This is a genomic window from Pseudoalteromonas sp. MMG013 (assembly GCF_018100885.1).
Taxonomy (GTDB): Bacteria; Pseudomonadota; Gammaproteobacteria; order Enterobacterales; family Alteromonadaceae; genus Pseudoalteromonas; species Pseudoalteromonas aurantia.
In genome coordinates this window covers 182,723-200,585 of sequence record NZ_JAGJEE010000002.1, presented here as the reverse complement: position 1 = coordinate 200,585, position 17,863 = coordinate 182,723, and the positions used below count along the sequence as shown (strand labels likewise).

At 40.9% G+C, this 17,863-nt stretch carries 10 protein-coding genes; 3 read left to right on the top strand and 7 right to left on the bottom strand.

Features of this window, described 5'->3' with window-relative positions:
- Window positions 1-21: 21 nt before the first annotated feature.
- Window positions 22-453, top strand: a complete 432-nt coding sequence (locus J8L98_RS02925) for an Lrp/AsnC family transcriptional regulator (protein WP_192509761.1) — start codon at window positions 22-24, stop codon at window positions 451-453.
- 62 nt (window positions 454-515) lie between these two features.
- Here J8L98_RS02925 and J8L98_RS02920 read toward each other — a convergent pair whose 3' ends face one another.
- The 3 genes from J8L98_RS02920 to J8L98_RS02910 form a co-directional block, all read right to left on the bottom strand.
- Window positions 516-995, bottom strand: coding sequence for a VOC family protein (locus J8L98_RS02920; RefSeq protein WP_210995206.1), 480 nt, complete (start codon window positions 993-995; stop codon window positions 516-518).
- Window positions 996-997: 2 nt separating this feature from the next.
- On the bottom strand, window positions 998-1,864 hold the full coding sequence (locus tag J8L98_RS02915; RefSeq protein ID WP_210995331.1) for a DUF417 family protein: 867 nt from the start codon (window positions 1,862-1,864) through the stop codon (window positions 998-1,000).
- 108 nt (window positions 1,865-1,972) lie between these two features.
- A complete protein-coding gene (locus tag J8L98_RS02910; RefSeq protein WP_192509759.1) occupies window positions 1,973-2,629 on the bottom strand; it encodes a GNAT family N-acetyltransferase in 657 nt (218 codons plus the stop codon).
- Window positions 2,630-2,915: 286 nt separating this feature from the next.
- Between J8L98_RS02910 and J8L98_RS02905 the strand changes: the two genes are divergently transcribed.
- Window positions 2,916-4,271, top strand: coding sequence for a hypothetical protein (locus J8L98_RS02905; RefSeq protein WP_210995205.1), 1,356 nt, complete (start codon window positions 2,916-2,918; stop codon window positions 4,269-4,271).
- A gap of 198 nt (window positions 4,272-4,469) precedes the next feature.
- A complete protein-coding gene (locus tag J8L98_RS02900; RefSeq protein WP_210995204.1) occupies window positions 4,470-14,432 on the top strand; it encodes an Ig-like domain-containing protein in 9,963 nt (3,320 codons plus the stop codon).
- A 362-nt stretch (window positions 14,433-14,794) separates the two neighbouring features.
- On the opposite strand, the gene J8L98_RS02895 is transcribed toward J8L98_RS02900, so the two are convergent.
- The 4 genes from J8L98_RS02895 to J8L98_RS02880 form a co-directional block, all read right to left on the bottom strand.
- On the bottom strand, window positions 14,795-15,046 hold the full coding sequence (locus J8L98_RS02895; RefSeq protein ID WP_192509756.1) for a DUF2999 domain-containing protein: 252 nt from the start codon (window positions 15,044-15,046) through the stop codon (window positions 14,795-14,797).
- 130 nt (window positions 15,047-15,176) lie between these two features.
- A complete protein-coding gene (locus J8L98_RS02890; protein ID WP_247682405.1) occupies window positions 15,177-15,806 on the bottom strand; it encodes a LysE family translocator in 630 nt (209 codons plus the stop codon).
- Window positions 15,790-16,830 (bottom strand): S41 family peptidase, encoded by a 1,041-nt coding sequence (locus tag J8L98_RS02885; protein ID WP_210995203.1) that lies wholly within the window; start codon window positions 16,828-16,830, stop codon window positions 15,790-15,792. The genes J8L98_RS02890 and J8L98_RS02885 overlap by 17 nt, the downstream gene beginning before the upstream one ends.
- Before the next feature lie 352 nt (window positions 16,831-17,182).
- Complete coding sequence (locus J8L98_RS02880) at window positions 17,183-17,791, bottom strand: GNAT family protein (protein WP_210995202.1); 609 nt, start codon at window positions 17,789-17,791, stop codon at window positions 17,183-17,185.
- Between the last annotated feature and the right edge of the window lie 72 nt (window positions 17,792-17,863).

The window sequence follows — 17,863 nt, the reverse complement described above, 5'->3', positions numbered from 1 at the left end:
CATAAAATATAGCGACGAATCATGACGCCATATATTTACGACTCTCTTGATAAACAATTGATCATTGCCTTAAGAAATAATGGCAGAGCAAGCATATCTGAGCTGGCAAGCCAGCTAAAAGTGTCGAGGGGCACTATACAAAACCGCTTAGATAGACTAATTGGCAGTGGTGCGATTTTAGGCTTTACGATTCGCATGCATGAACAACTTGAAACAGATTCAATTAAAGCCATTATGATGATAGAAGTCGTAGGCAAGTCTACGAGCCAGGTTGTTCAGCAACTTAAAGGGATCCCCGCACTTGTTAAAATACATACAACGAACGGGGCTTGGGATCTGATTGCTGAAATGAATACACCTAACCTAACAGAATTCGATAGAATACTGCGGCAAGTACGGGAGTTGGAAGGAGTATTAAATAGTGAAACAAGCATAATGCTTACAAGTATGTAGTAACCATTATGCATATTCAATAATAAAGATAACCGTGCATATGTCGCAGCGCTAATAAAGCGTTATTTGCCACTACGAACAATAAACTCAAGCCTATTTCCACTGGGTTCACGGATCATCATATGTTGGGTTGGCCCTTTACCTAAAAGCTCTGGCGCAAATTCTATTTTCATATTTTTTAATGTTTTAAAACGTTCATGTAGCGCATTTAATTGGGCAACTGAGCCTACATTAAATGCTAGATGATGCAGCCCTACATTATTTTTGCGGTTAAACGGTTGCATTGATAAAGGTGCTACTACTTGCCAAAGTGTAACCATAACATGCTCATTAGATAAAAAATAAGCAGGGTAAGTTGTGTCATGTCCATTGACCTTAAAACCTAACTGGTCGACAAAAAACGCTTTAGACAACTCAAGGTCAGACACCGTTAACCCTACATGATTAACGCCGCCAATCGCTATCGGATCACTCTTTGCAAATACTGCTCCGGTAAAAAAATTTAAACCGATCAATACTATCAATATTAAGTTTGTCTTCATTGTTACGCCTCAACTTGCTGTGGCACAAATATCGATTTATCCAAGCTGATACTGTATTGTGTGATAACAGCAAGGTTGCCAATAAACCATAAATCCTTAATCACAAATTGCCCTAAACCGCTTAAAAGTGTTGCAGAACTGAACGCACCTCCTGCCGTTAATAAGAAGGTTTGCGTCATAACAAACACCGCACCGGCCCCAACCACCGCTATAAATACAACTCGAGGGGCTTTCATCCAGATCGCAAAACCCAAAACAGTGGCAAACAACACATCATAAGCCCCTATTGCATTTGACGCACCTTGCACAGTAAATATGGCATATAACCAAGACATAAAGGGTGATGTTTCAACCAATGAAACAATGCCATTTGCTTCAAATTCAAAAAACTTCATCGCTCCTATCCAGTACAAAACTAACGCGACAGGTAAAAAATTCAACAATGCATGTTGACGAAGACTCATTGCATCATATTTGCATAGGTACACAGCAAGCGGGAGCAACGCCGCATATTTTATTATTCCCTGGCCAGAACCAATAATAGGAAAGCCACCAAGGCTCGCTATCCAGCGTGTTTCGCTAAATAGTGTGAATAAAGGGACTAACGCAAGAATAGCAACAATGGTGAGCAATACACTGCGTAAAGCGGGCTCTCTCGCAGCAAAAATAACTAATAGTGCACTGACTAGAAACACAATTCCGGTCAAAATGCTTAACAATGGCGTATCAACCCACTCAGTCAACAAATAAAAGTTAAATGTATGTGTAATGGCATTCGCATTGCTACCCAAAAAGAATGAAAACCCCAATAGGGTAAAGCTAATTAATAATGTAATACGCACTATATTACTGGTTTGATTGTTCGTCATCATCGACCTCGGCATCTAATTAATAACCAAAAGACCGAGATTGTGATAATTACTATTCAATAGTTATTAATTTAGTCTCAAATTAATACTTAAAATGTCATTTGACGATTAACCTACCACACTCATTAGCAGTGTAGCAGCAGGAAATAAACCTTTACTACTCCCCATATTAGTCATAGATTTAATCCAAAACATCAATGGCTTGGCAGTTTCTTGTTCATCACCATGCTCTCGCCAATCCATAATACAAATATGATTTGCCAGTGGTTTATAACCAAAGTGCTGCCACATGCCATCTAGTGGTTGATATGAATGAGGTCTTTTCAAATGATTTGCTTCACGTACAACAGTCGCTAGCGCAATATAATTGTAAGAACACAATTGGCTAACAAACTGCTCTGCCAATTTAAACATTGTCGTTGCATAACCATTGCCACGATAACGTGGATACATTAAAACCTCGCTAAAATAGAATGTCGAGGCCAATGGGTACATGCTATTAACAAACGGACGTCGCACAGCCGGTTGTTCATGGGCCAAAGGTAATCCTGTTAATCCTCCAACAATTTTCCCTTGGTCTTTCATTACCACCATAAAACTTTGCTTGGTATTCGCAAATTTACGAAGGTACTCAACTTCATAACTTACACATCCGCCATATAAGTATGGATATTCAGCAAAAATGTCGATCCTGAGCCGCGCAATTTCATCAATTGCATTCGTAATCTCATCGCCTGTTAATATGTCGAATGTATGCTGTGTCATAGCCTGTTACTCTGATGATTTTTCTCTATCATAAAATGTAAATGTGGAATAACTATGGACTAAAACAGGCGAATGAAGTTTGCGCGTGACCTTTTGATAAATCACGTGTGTTTAGTGAAATAAATAAACACATTTATGAACTTTTTCATTTTTATTCCTCATATACTGCCTTAATCAGTTTCTATTAATTCATATAAAACAAAAATTTATACTATTGAATTAAGCAAAACATTTGCGGTACAATCCGTACCGTTATTATGGAATTTAATTTTTCAAAGGATATGAGATGAAACGACTCACACTCGTGTGCGCGGTAACTGCTGCCTGTTTATTAACTGCTTGTGGCGGCTCGTCGAAGAGTAATATCAATGTTACTAACTCGTCTGCTAATACAACAATACCTGTAAACGCGACTCCACCACCAACCCCGATTTCTAAATACAGCATCAGTTTTAATACAGTAATTGAAAATGACTGTGGCATTGCGCCTATTGCTAGTAGCTTAGTTTTTCATAACGAGCAAGGTCAAGCCATTGAAACACCAGTGATAAAACCAGACGGTCTGTTTCACTATAGTAGACCTGCTGATACCCATTATATTTCTATCATTGCAACGCAAACTGATAGCAATAATGAAAAGCAAACTGAAATCATTACTATCAATAATGTGGACGATATCGCGAGTGACTTAGCATTGGGCACAGTGACCTTTAAAGGGTATCAAAGCTGTGACTGTGACGCTGTGAATTTTGATGTTAGTGAATTAGCCGTAACCAATTCAGACTACACATTAACTGGGTTTTCCGACAATATCATTTTAGCAAATAGTCCAGCGGAATTAACACTTTGTGCAAACTCACTACAAGAGAAACTCCTGTTTATTAAAAATGCTAATACAGGTGATGTACGTGGCGGGGTGTTTTCACTCACTGACGGTAATCACATTGTACTAAGCGATGCCGACTTCACCTCAACAGGCGTCGTAGTCAATACGACACAACACACACAAGCCAACGAATACGTTTTAATATCAACCAACCCTGCCGATCTTGTTACGCGAGAGCAATCTAGATATGCACGATTTTCTGATACCCCACTCTATATTTTCCCGGATATTGTTGAACAAAATTACATCACCTCATATTTAGAGCAAACCTCATCTCAAGCGGGCATATCCGTGACGATTGCATCATTTGTCACCAATACAATTGATGATACTGGCACCTATAACACACTTTCCCACATTCAAGGCTCTTATGAGCTGGCCGCAGCATTTACTGAATTTGGTAACTCATTTAATGACGCCTCACAATCTGTAACATATGACTTTGGTAATGCTGATCAAAGAATAAATGAAGTCACGGTTACCCTGAGGTGGCAAGACCAATTTAATGGTAATGTCAGCTGGGCAGTCAGGGGCAAGACGCAAGCAAACATTGCTGCCGATTTATCATTTGGTAACTACCTCAATGAAAATACCGCACAACTCAGTAACCCGTCACTGAGCGTGACACTCGCCGCTCACCAATTTAACGGTGATTTTGCCACACTACAAAGGCTAAGAACCGAACCGCTATCAAGCAATGAAATAAGTGACTTGCTCGCACAGTCAGCCTTTTTAAACATTACAGCGGATCAGTAACACTAAAACCAATCGAGCGAACGCTTACAAAGCATGCTAGGCATGGCAACTTACTTCATTCAAGTTGTTATGCCTTTTTGCAACTAAATAATAAAAAGTGTAACGAATTTAGCGTATTGCACTCACCATTTTTGATTTAACACCATGGAGTACTGATTTAATCACCCAGTACGCAGTGAAGTAATAGAAAGGACTATTATGACTATAAAACGACGAGAGTGGATATTCCTCTCATCAGCTAAACACAAAACCTTGAGCCAGTGTAACAACCATCTCAAGGTTACTTGGAAAGGCAATAACCTATATCAGGTATTTGCCTATATTTTACTGGCATTTTGTAGCCTAAGCTCATATGCCGATGAATGTACGAAGTTTCATGTCGTCACTGAAAATAATGCAAGTACACTTCAATGTATTGATGAGAACCAAGCAGACAAAGTAGTATCTTCCGTTACTTATAAAATACAACTAGATAGTCGGTTCGAAAAGCAATTCATTGACGCAGATAATGTTGATTACCCTCCCACAAGTGTTGGTTATTTTTACTACAACAAATTTACTATTGCGTCTTCTACTTCAACACCAAAAAAAACCTTTAGTGCACTATTTAGCTCCACAGGTTGGATTGCCCCAACGGCAATTTATAATAATGAACACCCCCCTAAAAAAATGTTACTTAATGGTAATAAGTTTAAAGTCTCTGGTAGTGAACCACTTCGTATATTTTTGCAATACGATAGCCCTAACTATGCCGCTAGCTACCACTATCGCTTAGAAGAAGGAGCAGTAGATAATGACAAGTTTATGTTTCACCACCATACCCAGACGATAACCTCAAAGCCAAGCAACAATATTGGAACATATACAATAAGGCTTACAGCCTACAATTCAATTCACTCTATCACTAGAGATTTTAAGATCGATATAGTCGATAACCTAACTCCATCCCCGCGCTTAGATCCTATTGTGTATGGTAAGGTCGATAAGTTTCTTCTTGAACGAATTACGATTGAAGACGCTGATTCATATACATACTCAATACACAACAACCCAGATTGGTTAGTAATCAACCCATATACACGTTCCCTTTCAGGTAAAACAAACAATGCAGGGGTTTACAACAACATTTCAATTATCGCGACCAATGATCACAATACGATTGAATTTCCACCTATAACCATTATTATTTCCGAAGATGTCAAAATCGCTCCTATAAAAACCTTTGAATATCCAGCTGCAGAGGTATTTGCCGGTCAGCAACTCTCCCTATCAGGCAGGAAATCCAACAGGTATGATAGTCCGGTTGGCCCGGTAAGTTATTCGATGCATCGAATATGGTCAGGCAATGACAAAGCTGATTGGATAAAAGTCAATCAGTACGGTGATATTTCAGGAATACCGACATCAAACCGTACTGAATTAGTGAGTGCGGCACTGCATATAACCAGTGCTAATGGTCAATACACAACTATTGCTCCACTTCATGTAACGATAAAAAAAAGTACCGCACCTACCATATCAGGGAGCCCAAGTACCGCCGTTAACGAACACCAGCAATATACTTTTACGCCGCAAGCCAGTGATAATGAAACACCAGAGAATCTATCCTATTCAATTGAAAATATGCCTCACTGGGCTGATTTTGACCCTGCAACAGGCACGATTTCAGGTATACCACAGGACTCCGATGTTGGCCAGTATAATAATATCACTATTAGAGTATCAGACGGACTTTTAACTGACGCTCTTTCGTCATTCTCCATTAACGTAATTGGTAAGAATGACCCGCCAATCGCGCGGGAACAGCATATATATTTAAATGAAGACCAAATGACTCTTTTTATGTTAAATGCAGAAGACATTGATAGTACGCATTTAACATACAAAATAATTAAATCACCTCAGAATGGTGAAATAACATTAAATGGAAGTGAAGGTACTTATACTGCAAACAGAAACTACCATGGTTCTGACAGTTTTACTTTTAGAGCCACCGATAACGAAGGTCTTTTTTCTGATGCAATTGTAAATATAACAATTAGGCCAATTAATGATAGACCGTCAATTTCGATTTCCTCTACAAGAGTCTCTATATTAGAAGATCAGTTTTTTAGATTTACTCCAACTATCACTGATGTTGATGATGATGCCTTATCAATTCATATATCAAACAAACCCAGTTGGATGAGCTTCAACACCATGACTGGTGAATTATCAGGTACACCAAAACAAAACAATATTGGCCAATATTACAATTTGATTTATTACGTAAGTGATGGTCAAACATCTGCAAACTCATCTTTTTTTAACGTAACAGTACTAAACGAAAATGATGCACCGAACCTTTCTGGCGTTGCCCTTAGAAGCATAGATGAAGATACTCAATATAGCTTTAAGCCCACTCTAATTGATGAAGATCACGGTGATTCCCATTCATTTAGTATCTTAAACAAACCCTCTTGGGCGAGTTTTAATAACACCTCTGGTGAACTTACAGGCACACCTAATAATGATGATGTTGGTATATATCAAAACATAAAAATTTCAGTTGTAGATTTTGCCGGACTAAGTGATTCTTTAACACCGTTCTCAATCACTGTAAATAATGTAAATAACGCACCTGAATTGACCGGTGCAGCAAACAGTGAAGCAACAGAAGAGAAACTGTATAGCTTCAATCCAACATTGCGTGACATTGACAAAGATGACAGCCATAGTTTTAGTATTGTAAACAAGCCTAAATGGGTCAGCCTAAACCAAAGTACGGGAGAGCTGCGTGGTTACCCTGATGATAATGATATTGGTGAATACAACAATATACTATTATCAGTGACTGATAAGGAAGGTTTAAAGGCATCATTGCCCGCATTTCGTATCACCGTTATCAATGTAAATGACGAGCCAACTCTGACGGGTTCACCACTGGCTGAAATTGATCAAGATGAACAATATGTATTTACCCCAGAGGTGATAGATCCTGATAAAGATGAGAAACACTCTTTTACCATAGAAAACAAGCCAAGTTGGGCTAATTTCAACTCAAATAATGGTACTTTAAGTGGGAAGCCAGATAATAGCCATGTTGGCGAGTACAGCAACATAGAAATATCCGTTCTGGACAAATCATTGGCGAGAAGCCTTTTACCTAGCTTTAGCATCACCGTGAATAATATAAACGATGCACCAACAATTACCGGCGAGCCAAACAAACTGATACCACAAGATCAGGCATATTCATTCACCCCAGTAATCAATGATATTGATGTAGATGATACTTACACCGTATCTATTCAGAACAAACCTGATTGGGCAGTCTTCAGCAATGAAACGGGTAACTTATCAGGTACACCAACAAATGAATATGTGGGCAATACTGAAAGCATTACACTAACAGTAACCGACAAAGCGGGTGAAAAGGCAGCATTAACTCCCTTCATTATTACTGTCGAAAACACCAACGATAAACCACAGTTAACTGGTACGCCGCAATCAAATGTGGCTCAAGACAGTCCATATACTTTTACGCCCATTCTTAGTGATATTGATGTTGACGACTCACACACTTTTGCTATTCAAAACAAACCCGAATGGGCGAGCTTTAACTCTGTGTCAGGCACATTAAGTGGCACTCCACTCAATGAACACGTTGGTTTCACTGAAAATATTATCATCAGTGTGACAGATAAAGCCGTTGAAAAAGCAACACTGCCCGCCTTTGTCATACAAGTAACTAATGTCAATGATGCCCCTGTATTAACAGGCACTCCAGCAACCTCAATCAATGAAGATGTGCTATATAGCTTCACACCGTCACTTACTGATGTAGATTTGGATGACTCACACACTTTTTCTATTGAAAACTCGCCTGTGTGGGCAACCTTTAATACCACATCAGGCGTGCTTAGCGGCACACCAACAAACAAGCATATAGGTAGCACTGACAATATTCTCATTAGCGTGACAGATAAAGCCGGTGAAAAAGCGACTTTACCCGCCTTTAATATTACAGTGAAAAACGTCAACGATGCGCCACAATTAACAGGTACGCCGTCATCAAGTGTGGCCCAAGGTAGTCTATATACTTTCACACCAACACTCACCGATATTGATATCAATGACTCACACACGTTTGCTATTCAAAACAGACCTGAATGGGCCCGCTTTAACAGTGAGTCAGGTACAGTAAGTGGTACCCCTCTCAATAAACACGTTGGTTTCACTGAAAATATTATCATCAGTGTGACAGATAAAGCCGGTGAAAAAGCAACATTACCCGCCTTTGATATTACAGTCGAAAACGTCAACGATGCGCCACAATTAACAGGTACGCCATCATCGAATGTGGCACAAGACAGCGTATATACTTTCACACCAACGCTCATTGATGTTGATAAAAGTGACTCACACACGTTTGCTATTTTAAATAAACCCGAATGGGCGAGCTTTAATTCTGAGTCAGGTACGTTAACGGGTACTCCACTCAATAAACACGTTGGTAGCACTGACAATGTTATCATTAGCGTGACAGATAAAGCCGGTGAAAAAGCGACTTTACTCACCTTTAGTATTACAGTATCAAACATCAATGATGCACCACAGTTAACAGGTACTCCGTCAGCAACTGTGGCGCAAGACAGTCCATATACTTTTACACCCACACTTAGCGATATTGATGTTGATGACTCACACACGTTTGCTATTCAAAACAGACCTGAATGGGCGACCTTTAATACTGAGTCAGGCACATTAAGTGGCACGCCGCTTAATGAACATGTCGATTACAATACAAATATTATTATCAGTGTGACAGACAAAGCAGGGGCAACAGCAACACTACCCACATTTTCAATAGAAGTTATTAACGCCAACGATGCTGCAACGCTTACTGGTACTCCAAGGACAGAAGTCACAGAAGGCAATGTGTACCACTTTATACCAACATTAACTGACCCAGATGTTGGAGACGATCATACGTTTTCAATCATCAATAAACCTGAGTGGGCTGACTTCGACACCTCTAACGGAGCTCTTACAGGCACACCATTAGATCAACACGTTGGACTCACCGAAAACATCATCATCAGTGTCAAAGATAATGTAGCAGATAGCCTATCAGTGAGCTTGGCACCGTTTAGTATTACAGTCATTAACAGCCCTGATATTCCCTCAGCTGAACCTTTTCAATTTACATTGAATGAAGGCGAAGCACTGAGCATTGGGAAAGTAAACGGCTTGCTTAGTACTGCCACTGATGTAGATTTAGACTCTGGCGATACACTTATTGCAATATTAAGAGACACTGTAAAATACGGTACGCTTACTCTCAATGAGAGTGGTGCATTTACCTATGAACATGATGGGTCTGAAACACTTGAAGATACATTTACTTATCGTGTGAAAGACAGTACAGATCTTGTATCAACAACTCAAACCGTGACACTCACGATTAACCCTGTTGATGATGCGCCAATAGCTAAAAATGATGAGGCGAGCACACAAGAAGATACGCCCGTTACCTTCTCTCTTATTGACAATGATACTGATGCAGAACAAAAGCTTGTTGCGGCTTCTGCCGTACTTGTGACAGAGCCTAAATTTGGCTCAGTGTCTATCACCAATGGTATTGCCACCTACACGCCAAATGAACACGCTAATGGGCCTGATTCATTTACTTACACCGTGTCTGATTCAACCCCATTAACCTCTGAACCTGCCACGGTCAATATTGCAGTTGCCGCTGTGAACGATGCGCCAAAAGCTACTAATATCGCCAAAACAACGGATGAAGACACAAATTTAGTCATCTTAGTAGACGATATTCGCAGCCAAGCAAGCGACATCGAAGACACTAATCCAACAGGTGGCATTAAGCTTACCTCTGAGCCGACACATGGTGTAGTGACTCTGAGCCAAGCTGATGGCACATTAACTTACATACCTAATCTCAATGTGGTAGCTACCGACACCTTTAAGTACACTATTGCCGACAGCAACGAAGAAGTGTCTAATGAAGCGACAATTAGCATCAATATTGGCGCAATTAATGACAGACCCGTTGTTGAAAATGACAGTGTACAAACCGATGAGGATACCCCATTAACATTAGACATATTACATAATGACTCTGATGTTGAAGACCAAGGCTTTAACGGGGCAAACATTACCCTAGAAGACCAAGGCAAAGGGGAAGGCTTGTTTGACCTTGCCACTGTTACCGTGAATGCAGATGGGCAGCTACATATAGCACCCGCTAAAGATGCCGTTGGAGAACTGACCTTTACCTATGTGCTAACAGATAGTGAAGCATTGGCATCAGTACCAGCTACTGTGAAAGTGACCATTAAGCCTGTTAATGACGCACCAGTGGCTGAAAACAACACAGCAACCGTTCAAGAAGATGGGTCATTTGAAATTAACATTTTAGGTAATGATACTGACGTAGATGCGAATGATAAGTTAGATGTAGCAAGTGTAACTTTAACTGATGCAGCCAGTTCTGGTACAGTGGTTATATCAGCTACTGGCACCGCGACCTACACACCTAATGAAAACTTCTCAGGTTCTGATAGCTTTACCTATACAATCAAAGACATTGCTGGTGCTATTTCAAATAAAGCAGAAGTATTGGTAACAGTTGAAGCGGTAAATGATGCACCAGTAGCAACACCAAGTGCGATGACAGTGGCCGAAGACGGTCGTATCGACATTACACTAACAGGAACAGACATTGAAAAGTCTGCGCTAACTTACAAAATTAGCACACCGCCTAGTAACGGGGTACTCACACCAGTAAGCGGTGCAGTATGGTCATATACGCCAACAGCAAACTTTAATGGCACTGACAGCATTGCATTTATCGCCAATGACGGGGAGCTAGATTCTGCGCCGGCACAAATAGCAATCACGATCACAGCGATAAACGATGCACCCAACGCGCAAAATGTATCAGCAACTACGGATGAAGAAACCCCAATTTCGATAACACTCAATGGCAGTGATATTGATGGTGACAACCTTAGCTTTATTATTATCAATCAACCAAGCAATGGCACTGCAACACTGTCTGGTGGACAAGTAAACTACACACCAAATGATGACTTTACTGGTACAGATAGTTTTAGTTATCAAGCAAATGATGGTTCGCTCACATCACAAACGGCTGTTGCTGATATTCAAGTGAATAACGTCAATGATGCGCCAAGTATCGCAGGTACACCTGCGACCACTGTACGTCAGGGCAATACTTATACCTTTACACCAAGTGTAACCGATATTGATAGCACGCAGTTCAGCTACACAATAGCCAATAAACCCACATGGGCTAATTTTGATCGTACAACGGGTACTTTATCAGGCACTCCAGCTCGCGGCGATGTCGGTACTAGTAACAACATAGTTATCACAGTCAGTGATCAAGAGCTCACCGCTTCTTTGCCAGCCTTTGCCATTGAGGTGAGTTTTACCAATACACCACCACGCGCACAAGCACAAACCATATCGGTACAAGAAGATGGGACAACGAGCTTTATTCCCACGATTAACGATATCGATGGTGATACGTTAAGTATAGAAATTGTTACTCAACCAAACGCTGGTATTGCATCTGTGCAAGGCAATACACTCACATATACACCTAATACCAACTACAATGGAGAAGATACACTCACCTATATTGTTGATGATGGCACCGACAAATCATCAGAAGCGCGTATTGCTATTAATGTTGTTTCTGTGAACGATATGCCACAAGCAAACCCTGACACATTCACATTTGACGGCAACGATGCCAACCGCTACGTACTTGATGTGTTAAGTAACGATACTGATCTCGATGAGCAGCCACTCACTATCGTTGGTGCACAGACATCGATCGGCAGTGTTGTGGTTGAAAACAATCAATTGGTATATCAAGCACCAACCCAAGCTTCAACCACTGTGACTATTCACTATGTGATTGTGGACCCTGAGCAAGCACGTAGTGCATCAAGTGCAACGTTAAACATTACCTCACAGCAAACGGGCTTACCTGTAATCACCGCCCCGGCTGATATTTCTGTGAATGCAACAGGCTTATTCACAAAAGTTGAACTCGGCGTAGCTACCGCGACCGACAGTCAAGGCAATACACTTGCAGTGTCATTGGTCACTAATAAGCGCATATTTACCCCAGGTAAACACCTTGTTTATTGGCAAACCCAAGATAGCCAAGCACGCATGGCTATGGCATCTCATACCGTCATGGTAAACCCAATTGTATCTATTGATCAGGGTTTTACCGTCAGTGAAGGCAGCAGTAATACCATAAGTGTTCAGCTAAATGGTGATGCCCCTAGCTACCCAGTCACCATACCGTATACAGTCTCAGGCTCTGCATCTGCCGCAGATCACACCTTAGAAAATGGTGAAATCGTTATTGCTTCTGGACGCTCAGGCATAATCACATTCGATGTTATTCAGGACGATCTGCAAGAAAAAGGCGAAGCAATTATTATTACGTTAGGTAATGAAGTGAATGCGAATTCATCAAGTAATACAGCCACTATATCTATCGAAGAAGGAAATATCGCCCCGCAAATCACCACAAAAATCTCGCAACAAGGCGAAAACCGTACCCTCGTCGCAGCTGATCAGGGTGAAGTCTCACTCTTAGCAACTGTGTCTGATGCTAATGCCGATGATGTATTACAAATATCATGGGCAAGTACAGACCCTCGTCTTCACAATACCAGTGGGACAGATAAAGAGTTTACCTTCTCGCCAGCAAAGCTACCTGCGGGTAATTATACTATTACTGCAAGCGTGACAGATAACGCAACGCCAGCACTGACAACTTCTCAAGATGTCTATTTTGAAATCATTGCACAACTGGCTGCGCTAACATCGCAAGACAGCGATGGTGATATGATCCCAGATAACGAAGAAGGCTATGCCGATTCTGATGGCGACGGGATCCCTGATTATCTAGATGCGATTTCACAACCGAATGTGTTACAAGGCAGTGCTGGTAATTCAACTGCCCATTTGATTGAAGCTCAACCTGGTACATCTTTGCGTAAAGGCACATCTGTTGCGCAAAATAGTTCCGGTGGCGCGCAACTATTAAGCTCAGAATTACCCAGTGACGATACGGCACAAAATGTCGGTGGTTTATATGACTTTATTGCCTCTGGTCTAATGAATGCTGGTGATGTATTTACCATTGTGCTGCCTCAATATGAGCAGGTGCCTTTAAATGCTATCTATCGCAAATACAAAAATGGCGAATGGGTCAACTTCACGCTCGGTGACGGAAACACGGTGATGTCAGCTCAAGGCGAATCAGGCTATTGTCCTGCAGCAAGCAGTAGCCAATGGCATGAAGGACTTAACCCTGGTCACTGGTGTATTAAACTACAAATTGTCGATGGTGGTCCTAACGATGATGATGGCCTCGCGAATAAATCAGTGGTTGATCCAAGCGGCATGGCTATCGTACTCAATGGCAATTCATTGCCCGTTACCACCGAAGACACCTTCACAATCACTGCAGGTAAGCGCACTCAGCTAGATGTACTCAGCAATGATAACGATGCTGATGGTGATGTATTATCTATTGTTAATGTCACTAGCGATATTGGTACGGTTGAGCTCAATGGCAACGACATATACTTTACGCCACCCAATAACTTTGCAGGGCTTGCACAACTAACGTACATGATTGGAGACACGCAAGGAGGGTCTGCAACCGGTCATGCCAGTATCACCATCGTGATGAACAGTGCACCGATAGCAACGCGAGACACAGCGAGCACCAAAGACAATCAAACACTGGAAATTGATGTACTCGCCAATGACCATGATGTTGACGGAGATACTCTAACAGTCACAGCGGCAAGTGTTGATGAAGGCTCTGTGCGTATAACCTCAGGTAATACACTGAGTTTTGTGCCTACCAAAGGTTTTGCGGGAAATGCCACGATCTTATATACAATTTCTGATAACGCCGGTGCCACAGCCAACGGGGACGTTATTGTGACCGTCACACTCAGCCCCACTGAGACACCGACAAAACCAACACCCGATGCACAGCCTGAGAAGGCAAAAAAGTCATCAGGCTCATTTAACCTATTATTACTCATATTACTGAGCCTAATTATGAGGCGCAATAAACACCTCTTTTAATACATACACATCTTATAGATGCGTTAAAAGCCAGCTCAATTGCTGGCTTTTTTATCACTTATCAGCACAGCTATTCGTTAACCTCTAAATGTTCTCAATTCATGAACAACCAGAAACGCACGGAGTCTGTTACGTTAATCTACTAGCTGTACCACTAAAAAAGCTGCACAATCACGCCAACACAATTGTATTAAGTAGCGTGATGTACGTTTATGGTTAACGTTGAATCGCGAATAACATACGATTAAATACAATACGGAGGCTGAGAAAAGTAACGTGAGCAGCTTTATGTGTAAGGGCAACAGTAACGCGAATAGGTAAACGAGCGATGGATTTTTCCACCGCTCTTAAATTTAGTTAACTTATTGATTAAGCTTTGCTTTTGCTTCTTCAACTTTCGAAAAATCTAAACCGAGTTCATCAACCGCTTCTTTGATAAGCGCTGGATTTTGCATAACCAACCCCATGAGCTGCTGCAGCTTTTCCGGTGGGATCCCAAGCTGTGATACAACCCCCATCGCCATCAACGGATTTTCTGTCAGGGTTTGAAATAGTTCGCTTATTTTTTCATCACTAATATTGTGTTCTTTCAAAATCGCAATAATTGGGTTCATTAAACTACCTTAATTAAATAGAGTTATCGGGCCAAAGCTCACTATCCATTTTTTTTGTAAGCCAAGTGCATCAAAGCATAGACCCTATTAATAGTGGCAAATTTTACAAATTCAAGTAAACGTCTGCTCTCTACCTTTGACGCATCAATGCAACAGCTAGCCCTGACACCAAAAATACCACCCCAGCCCCCATATTTAGTCCTGACATAATAGTGGGACTTTTCTGTAACCAATAACGCAATCGCGATGCACTCATACCCATAAGACTAAATCCAACCGTAGTCAATAGCGCAAACCAAAGCCCATATCCCATCATTTGGCCTGTTACAGACCCCAAATCTGGGTTGACAAATTGAGGTATAAAAGCCAGCACAAATAATCCTGGTTTTGGGTTCAGTGCAGCCGATAAGAACCCAGTCCAGAATATCGAGCGCAAGGATTGTTTGGCTACAGGGTCAAAGTTAAATAAATGTCGATGACGTAACACTTTTACACCCAACCAAATAAGATAGCTCGCACCTACCAATTTCACGATATAAAAAGCCACGATAGACGTTTGCAGTAGCAGCGTTAATCCTAATGTGGCCGTACAGACATGAAAAAGTATGCCAGTACCCGACGCAATACCAGAGACAACGGCAGCCCGCTTTCCTTGACTGAGCCCCCGTCCTATTGCTAATAAATTATCAGGCCCAGGTGAGCAAACAAGCAACAAACAAGCGATGGAATAAGCTGACACAATCTCAACTGGAAACATCATTCTCTCCTGTTATTTTAAAACTTGTTTGCTTAAGTGCAGACTTAATATCACTCATTTCATGTGGATTTTTTTGTGTCAACGCGAGTTGTTCTAGCGCTTTTTTATATGCATACTCTAACGCCTTATCAGCAGTTATACTGTGATCTGGCTGCACCCCTTTACCTTCCCAGTTTGTATTTGTTATTGGGTTAATTGCCATAGCAACGGGCATAGCTACACGTATATCATCGCCAATATCAACAAATCGCCATGGATTTGCACCGCCCTTCGTACTCTCGCCAATGATTATGGCACGCCCTAAATGTTTGAAATTGTATGCAAACTCCTCAGCAGCAGAAAATGTCGCATTGCTCGTTAAGATATAAATAGGCAAAGAAGGGCGTTTTTTTCCTTCAATAGCAACCGTCCAATATTCACTAGTTTGGTCTGTGTCACGAGAGTAAAAGCTGTTTAAATGCGTTTTTTTATCAAGAAAATAACTACTTATTTGTTGAACCATTGCAGCATCTCCGCCACCATTTTCACGTAAATCAATTATCAAACTATCTACATCACTCAACAGTGTCATAATGGCATGTACTTTTCGTTTACTTTCCTGCGTTACATTTGCAAAGCCCCAAAATGCCATAACACCGACATTCCCTGGTAGAATTTCAATCCGATTGAATCCAAAATTTTTGCGTTCTAATTGCGTAAACCAAGACTCATATGGCGCTTTTTTTGCTTCCATGGCATCCTGTGTATTCGGTTTATAAGACACACCAAGATGTTTATCAAACGCTTGCAATCGAGTATTAAGTATCGGCAGCAATTCTGATGCACTCTTTGCCTTTGTAAAGTCCTCCGACTGTGTAAAGTGTGTTAAATGACTCATTATTGCGGGAATATTCTGCTGCAAAACGTAAAACTCTTCTATGTGCTTTTTCAGTTCATTAACCAATTGATGCTTATCCACTGCACTGGCAATAGCAGATGTAGATATTATTTGTATCAACAACATCACGGGAACTACAAAATACTTCATATAACCTCTATGCTCATTATCCTTCATACAGAGCAAACATAGACTGACCAATATTCGGTTTAGTTCCCATAAAGTTAAGATGTTATTTTCTAAAAAACGTCAAAAGGGTCAACTTTAGAATACTTCGTCTACTCAAGCGTCATTACAACAATAAACACACAAAATACACCCGAGGCCAACAATCATCTATTGCCTGTTTCAGCATGTACAGCCCTCTTATAGTTCCCTAAAATCATACCAAATAACGCGCTCAATCAGGCCCAGATATACGTTTACTTTTTATCATCACTCTGCCCACTGATTTCCATCATTTCAGGGGCTGCATTGAGCCTACCTGTCTGTGGAGCAATCGTTATAATTTGCTAAATAAATTGATTGGTTGGCTAGCCAGCTTATATTCAAGGTTATTTCGCACAGCAGGCCATTCACTGGCAATAACGGAGTACACTGCGGTGTCTCTGAGTGAGCCATCTTTCATTATTTTATGAGCACGTAACACACCATCCAATTTCGCGCCTAAACGCTCAATCGCAGTACGTGAACGGTGATTCAAAAAGTGGGTTTTAAATTCAATTGCAATGGCATTATGTTGTTCAAATAAATTTTTCAATAATAACAACTTAGTTTCTGTATTTACGGGACTGCGCCTGGCTGAATCTGCATACCAAGTATATCCGATAGCAGCCCGCTTATTATTTTTATCCACCTCATAATAACGGGTAGTTCCTACAATTATATTTGTTCGTTTATCTACCACCACATAAGCTATATTTCCCTGCTTAGCCTGCTCCAGCGCATCCATTACATACTTTCCCATATCATCTGGATGCGGTACGTTCGCATACCAAAGCCGCCAATGCTCACCGTCCCTTACTGCTTGCTTTAACGCCTCGCAATGTTGCAACTCAATTGGAACTAATTGTACATACGTGCCTTCTAGTGGTTGGTTTTTTATCCACATATTCTATACTCGCCCTCTTTAGGATATACTTTCAGTAAATATATATTATCAATATTATATATTGTTTATTAA

What these genes read in the sequence shown, in the direction of transcription:
- J8L98_RS02925 (WP_192509761.1), top strand. Translation starts at nt 22, where the DNA reads ATGACGCCATATATTTACGACTCTCTTGATAAACAATTGATCATTGCC.
- J8L98_RS02920 (WP_210995206.1), bottom strand. Translation starts at nt 995, where the DNA reads ATGAAGACAAACTTAATATTGATAGTATTGATCGGTTTAAATTTTTTT.
- J8L98_RS02915 (WP_210995331.1), bottom strand. Translation starts at nt 1,864, where the DNA reads ATGACGAACAATCAAACCAGTAATATAGTGCGTATTACATTATTAATT.
- J8L98_RS02910 (WP_192509759.1), bottom strand. Translation starts at nt 2,629, where the DNA reads ATGACACAGCATACATTCGACATATTAACAGGCGATGAGATTACGAAT.
- J8L98_RS02905 (WP_210995205.1), top strand. Translation starts at nt 2,916, where the DNA reads ATGAAACGACTCACACTCGTGTGCGCGGTAACTGCTGCCTGTTTATTA.
- J8L98_RS02900 (WP_210995204.1), top strand. Translation starts at nt 4,470, where the DNA reads ATGACTATAAAACGACGAGAGTGGATATTCCTCTCATCAGCTAAACAC.
- J8L98_RS02895 (WP_192509756.1), bottom strand. Translation starts at nt 15,046, where the DNA reads ATGAACCCAATTATTGCGATTTTGAAAGAACACAATATTAGTGATGAA.
- J8L98_RS02890 (WP_247682405.1), bottom strand. Translation starts at nt 15,806, where the DNA reads ATGATGTTTCCAGTTGAGATTGTGTCAGCTTATTCCATCGCTTGTTTG.
- J8L98_RS02885 (WP_210995203.1), bottom strand. Translation starts at nt 16,830, where the DNA reads ATGAAGTATTTTGTAGTTCCCGTGATGTTGTTGATACAAATAATATCT.
- J8L98_RS02880 (WP_210995202.1), bottom strand. Translation starts at nt 17,791, where the DNA reads ATGTGGATAAAAAACCAACCACTAGAAGGCACGTATGTACAATTAGTT.